Source organism: Fodinibius halophilus (assembly GCF_011059105.1).
In the GTDB taxonomy this organism is placed as follows: Bacteria; Bacteroidota; Rhodothermia; order Balneolales; family Balneolaceae; genus Fodinibius; species Fodinibius halophilus.
In genome coordinates, this window is record NZ_JAALLS010000050.1 from 1 (window position 1) to 3384 (window position 3384).

Genomic DNA, 3384 nt, shown 5'->3' on the forward strand with positions numbered 1-3384 from the left:
TTCCGGCGCCTGCAGCTGTAGCGCCATGTCGTTAGGCCTACTAATATTACATTAATCAACTATTTAATGATTAAAAAAACATTAACTATTCTAACTTTAGTGCTTTCAATATTCACCCCTATTTTATATTTCATTGGACTTAAGTTCCATGAAGGTTTTATTAAAGAGTTTGGTTTTAGTGCTAAATTATTCCCGCTTACAGTTCCAAAAAGCTTGGTATTAGGATTTCAAAATCCTTTCCTTCAGTTCTTTGACTCTTTTCTTATATGGGGGTTAAAAATAATGCTTGTAGGTTCTTTTATTTATTTACTGATCGGAACTTTCCAATCTATTAGACCTTCGTGGTTTTTTGGAAAAGATTTAACTTCAATCAAGAATAAATCCAACGAGAAAAAAGAAGTTCCAACAACATCTCTAGGGAATTTCACAGAAACAGTTGCTAAATATATTGAATACTACTTTTTTGCCTTAGTTGCACTCTTTTCATTATTGATAGCAATAATCTTGCTCTTCCGCGCCCCAAGCAACCTCGGACAAGAAGAAGCACAAAGAATTAGAGATAATTACCAAGAAGTTATTCATGGTAATTATAATGAAGTACTTATTAAATATGACTCAACTGAGTCTAAAGGTATAATCTTAAAGCATTCAGAAAATTATACATTGGCATATTTCAAAGAAAGTGGAGCTACTATGTTTGATAATACAGAAATCTATATTGACAAAATCGATGAACCTACAAAATAGTAGGCCTAACCAGCGCATTAAGGGGACACACCTCGCCAATTCTTTGCCGCTCTTGGTTTTAAATCTCATCTTTCGTTAGTTGCTAATTCAACATTCATTCGTGTGCACCTTATGCGCAATGTCGTTAGGCGTAATTAGTCAATTTCCAATTTCATGAAAAATATATTTTTAAGTCATTCATCATCCGATAAAAGTTTTGCCAGAAGACTAGGTAACGTGTTGCGAGGTAAAAATTTTAAAGTTTGGATTGATGAGGCAGAAATTAAAGTGGGCGATTCTTTAATTGAAAAAATATCTGAAGGAATTGATTCTACTGACTATCTAGTTGTTGTTCTCAGCAAAGAATCCTGCAAATCCGAATGGGTGAAAAGAGAAGTCAATATTGCACTAACACAAGAGATAAATCAAAAAAAGGTCAAAGTTCTACCTTGTGTAATTGAAGAGTGTAATATTCCGCCATTTTTACTTGATAAAAAATACGCAGATTTTAAAACCAATTTTGTTGATGGTAGATCTGAACTGTTGGAATCTTTAGGAGTATCACTGGGTGACCCCACTCAAATATTCCTTAATCAGCATATTTTTTACGATTTAAAAAATTTGAATAATGGTTTTGATGTTAATGCAATCCAATATTTCAATCATGAAGATTTCGAAATAATTTTATCCAGAATTCAACAATTTGGATTAGGAATTTATGGAATTGAACCTTGGCAAAACGGAGAGTTTGTTGGGGTAAAAGTTCATGAAGATTACTATGGCGACCCTTTTGATCCAGATTGGTATTGGACCGCATTTGAAGAGTTTTGTGAGGAAGGAGTTAAATCTCATTTTTCAGCTTCTTATGCTATTCCTGAAAAAGTTTTAATTAACTTTATCAAAGAATATAATCCATCAAATTTTTAATTACGCCTAACCCGCGCATTAACTCGGACAGGCCTCGCCATCCCCTTGCCTCCCTTCCATTTATTAGTTAATCTTTCGTTTTAAAACTAATTCGACACTCCGGCGCCTGCCGGTTATGCGCAATGTCGTTATACAAAGTAAATTCTAACAAGAGTTTCATCTAAGCATGCTAAATAAAATTCAAGATCGACCACTTTGGTATAAAGTTTGGGCTATCATAGTTGGCATTGTAGCACTTTACACCTTAATTATATTTGTTGGTGTATTATTTGAAGAATCTTTTGCCCACATTTCAGCTACAGATTACCTGTTAGTTGCTTTCGTGCAATTTTCAATTTTGCTCGAAATGTATCTTTTCCCAAAGACTGAAAATGAAAAGGCGAACCAAAATTAAATTAGCTTATTTCAACAATTAATAACTTTGTATAACCCGCGCATTAACTCGGACAGGCCTCGCCATCTGCTTGCCTCCCTTCCATTTATTAGTTAATCTTTTGTTTTAAAACTAATTCAACATTCCGGTGCCTGCCGGTTATGCGCAATGTCGTTAGTTTGCCCGCCGGCCTTCGCGGTTTGTCGGTAAAGTTTCGGGAAATTTTTACTTCTCTAAAATCGGGTGATAAGTCAGCAATTTTGCCACAGTTTTCCGGTAGCCACTTTTAAGCTACAAATCTGCACCAGTGCCACTTTCACATTTCGCATTTATGCCCTCGTGGTTGGTAGGTATTCTTGCTTTTACGCCCGGAAATTCTCGGTGCTAAAGCCGTTGCTCCAATCGCCCATCTCCCGTTTTGTCGTGGCCGTTGGGCGTAAATTCGTCGGGCGTCCCCTGTTTCTTTTCGTAGTTTTTATCTCATTTTTTGCTTGCTCCAAATCCTCAGTTCCCAAACTAACCCGCGCTTTAAGGGGACGCGCCTCGCCTACTGTTTGCCCACTTTTGGCTTTTTCCCTCTCCATTCATTATTTAACAAATCAACAAAATTCCGCGCGCTCCTTAAGCGCAATGTCGTTAGAGCAACCAATCCACATTTCGCTCGTTGTTAGTTTGTACTTTTATTTGTACTATTTAAAAGTCACTTATTAACACAACTTATAGCGTTATGAAACGTGTCCAACTTGATAAAGACATTCAGCCATTGTCCGAATTTCGGGCCAATGCAGCCTCAATGATCGAAAAAATTAAAACGGAGCACCGTCCCCTTGTTATCACTCAACACGGAAAAAGTTCTGCCGTATTGCTTGATGTCGGTGATTATGAGCAAATGATCGATACCATTGAATTGCTTCAGGAAATCAACCAGGCTCGTCAAGAGATTGAAGATGGGAAAGGTGTCGAGCATGAAAAAGTCATGAGTTCATTGAAAGAACGGTTGGGGAAAGTATAAATGCGTATTGTTTGGTCTCCTACTTCTCAAAGAAAAATTGATGAAATTGTCGACTACATTTCGAAAGATAATGTAGATGCTGCATTGGCGCTGGTTGAAGAGTTTGAAAAGCGTGTCCAGCATTTGAAAAAGCATCCTCGCTCTGGCCAAATGGTTCCTGCTCTAAATGACGAGATGGTCCGACAGCTTGTGGTTCAATCTAATTACGTGATCATCTATGAAATCAATCAGGATCACATCGATATTTTAACTATTCGTCATGCCAGGCAAGATGAAGACGAATCTGAGATTAAGCCTGAATAGATATTGCTCTAACCCGCGCATTAACTCGGACGCACCTCGCTCT

General features: G+C 37.4%; 5 protein-coding genes. 4 read left to right on the top strand and 1 reads right to left on the bottom strand.

Annotated elements, in window-relative coordinates; genetic code table 11:
• The first annotated feature begins 66 nt into the window (after positions 1 to 66).
• Together G3569_RS18025 and G3569_RS18030 are read left to right on the top strand one after the other, a co-directional pair.
• Positions 67 to 747, top strand: coding sequence for a hypothetical protein (locus tag G3569_RS18025; RefSeq protein ID WP_165271480.1), 681 nt, complete (start codon positions 67 to 69; stop codon positions 745 to 747).
• A 153-nt stretch (positions 748 to 900) separates the two neighbouring features.
• A complete protein-coding gene (locus G3569_RS18030) occupies positions 901 to 1653 on the top strand; it encodes a toll/interleukin-1 receptor domain-containing protein (RefSeq protein ID WP_165271481.1) in 753 nt (250 codons plus the stop codon).
• 735 nt (positions 1654 to 2388) lie between these two features.
• On the opposite strand, the gene G3569_RS18040 is transcribed toward G3569_RS18030, so the two are convergent.
• Entirely contained in the window at positions 2389 to 2610 is a 222-nt protein-coding gene (locus tag G3569_RS18040; protein WP_165271483.1) for a hypothetical protein, read from the bottom strand.
• Positions 2611 to 2753: 143 nt separating this feature from the next.
• On the opposite strand from G3569_RS18040, the gene G3569_RS18045 reads away from it, so the two are divergent.
• Together G3569_RS18045 and G3569_RS18050 are read left to right on the top strand one after the other, a co-directional pair.
• On the top strand, positions 2754 to 3038 hold the full coding sequence (locus G3569_RS18045) for a type II toxin-antitoxin system Phd/YefM family antitoxin (RefSeq protein WP_165271484.1): 285 nt from the start codon (positions 2754 to 2756) through the stop codon (positions 3036 to 3038).
• Positions 3039 to 3341 (top strand): type II toxin-antitoxin system RelE/ParE family toxin, encoded by a 303-nt coding sequence (locus G3569_RS18050; protein WP_165271485.1) that lies wholly within the window; start codon positions 3039 to 3041, stop codon positions 3339 to 3341.
• The last annotated feature ends 43 nt before the right edge of the window (positions 3342 to 3384 follow it).

Coding starts and splice junctions, on each gene's coding strand:
- G3569_RS18030 (WP_165271481.1), top strand. CDS start 901: ATGAAAAATATATTTTTAAGTCATTCATCATCCGATAAAAGTTTTGCC.
- G3569_RS18025 (WP_165271480.1), top strand. CDS start 67: ATGATTAAAAAAACATTAACTATTCTAACTTTAGTGCTTTCAATATTC.
- G3569_RS18050 (WP_165271485.1), top strand. CDS start 3,039: ATGCGTATTGTTTGGTCTCCTACTTCTCAAAGAAAAATTGATGAAATT.
- G3569_RS18045 (WP_165271484.1), top strand. CDS start 2,754: ATGAAACGTGTCCAACTTGATAAAGACATTCAGCCATTGTCCGAATTT.
- G3569_RS18040 (WP_165271483.1), bottom strand. CDS start 2,610: ATGGAGAGGGAAAAAGCCAAAAGTGGGCAAACAGTAGGCGAGGCGCGT.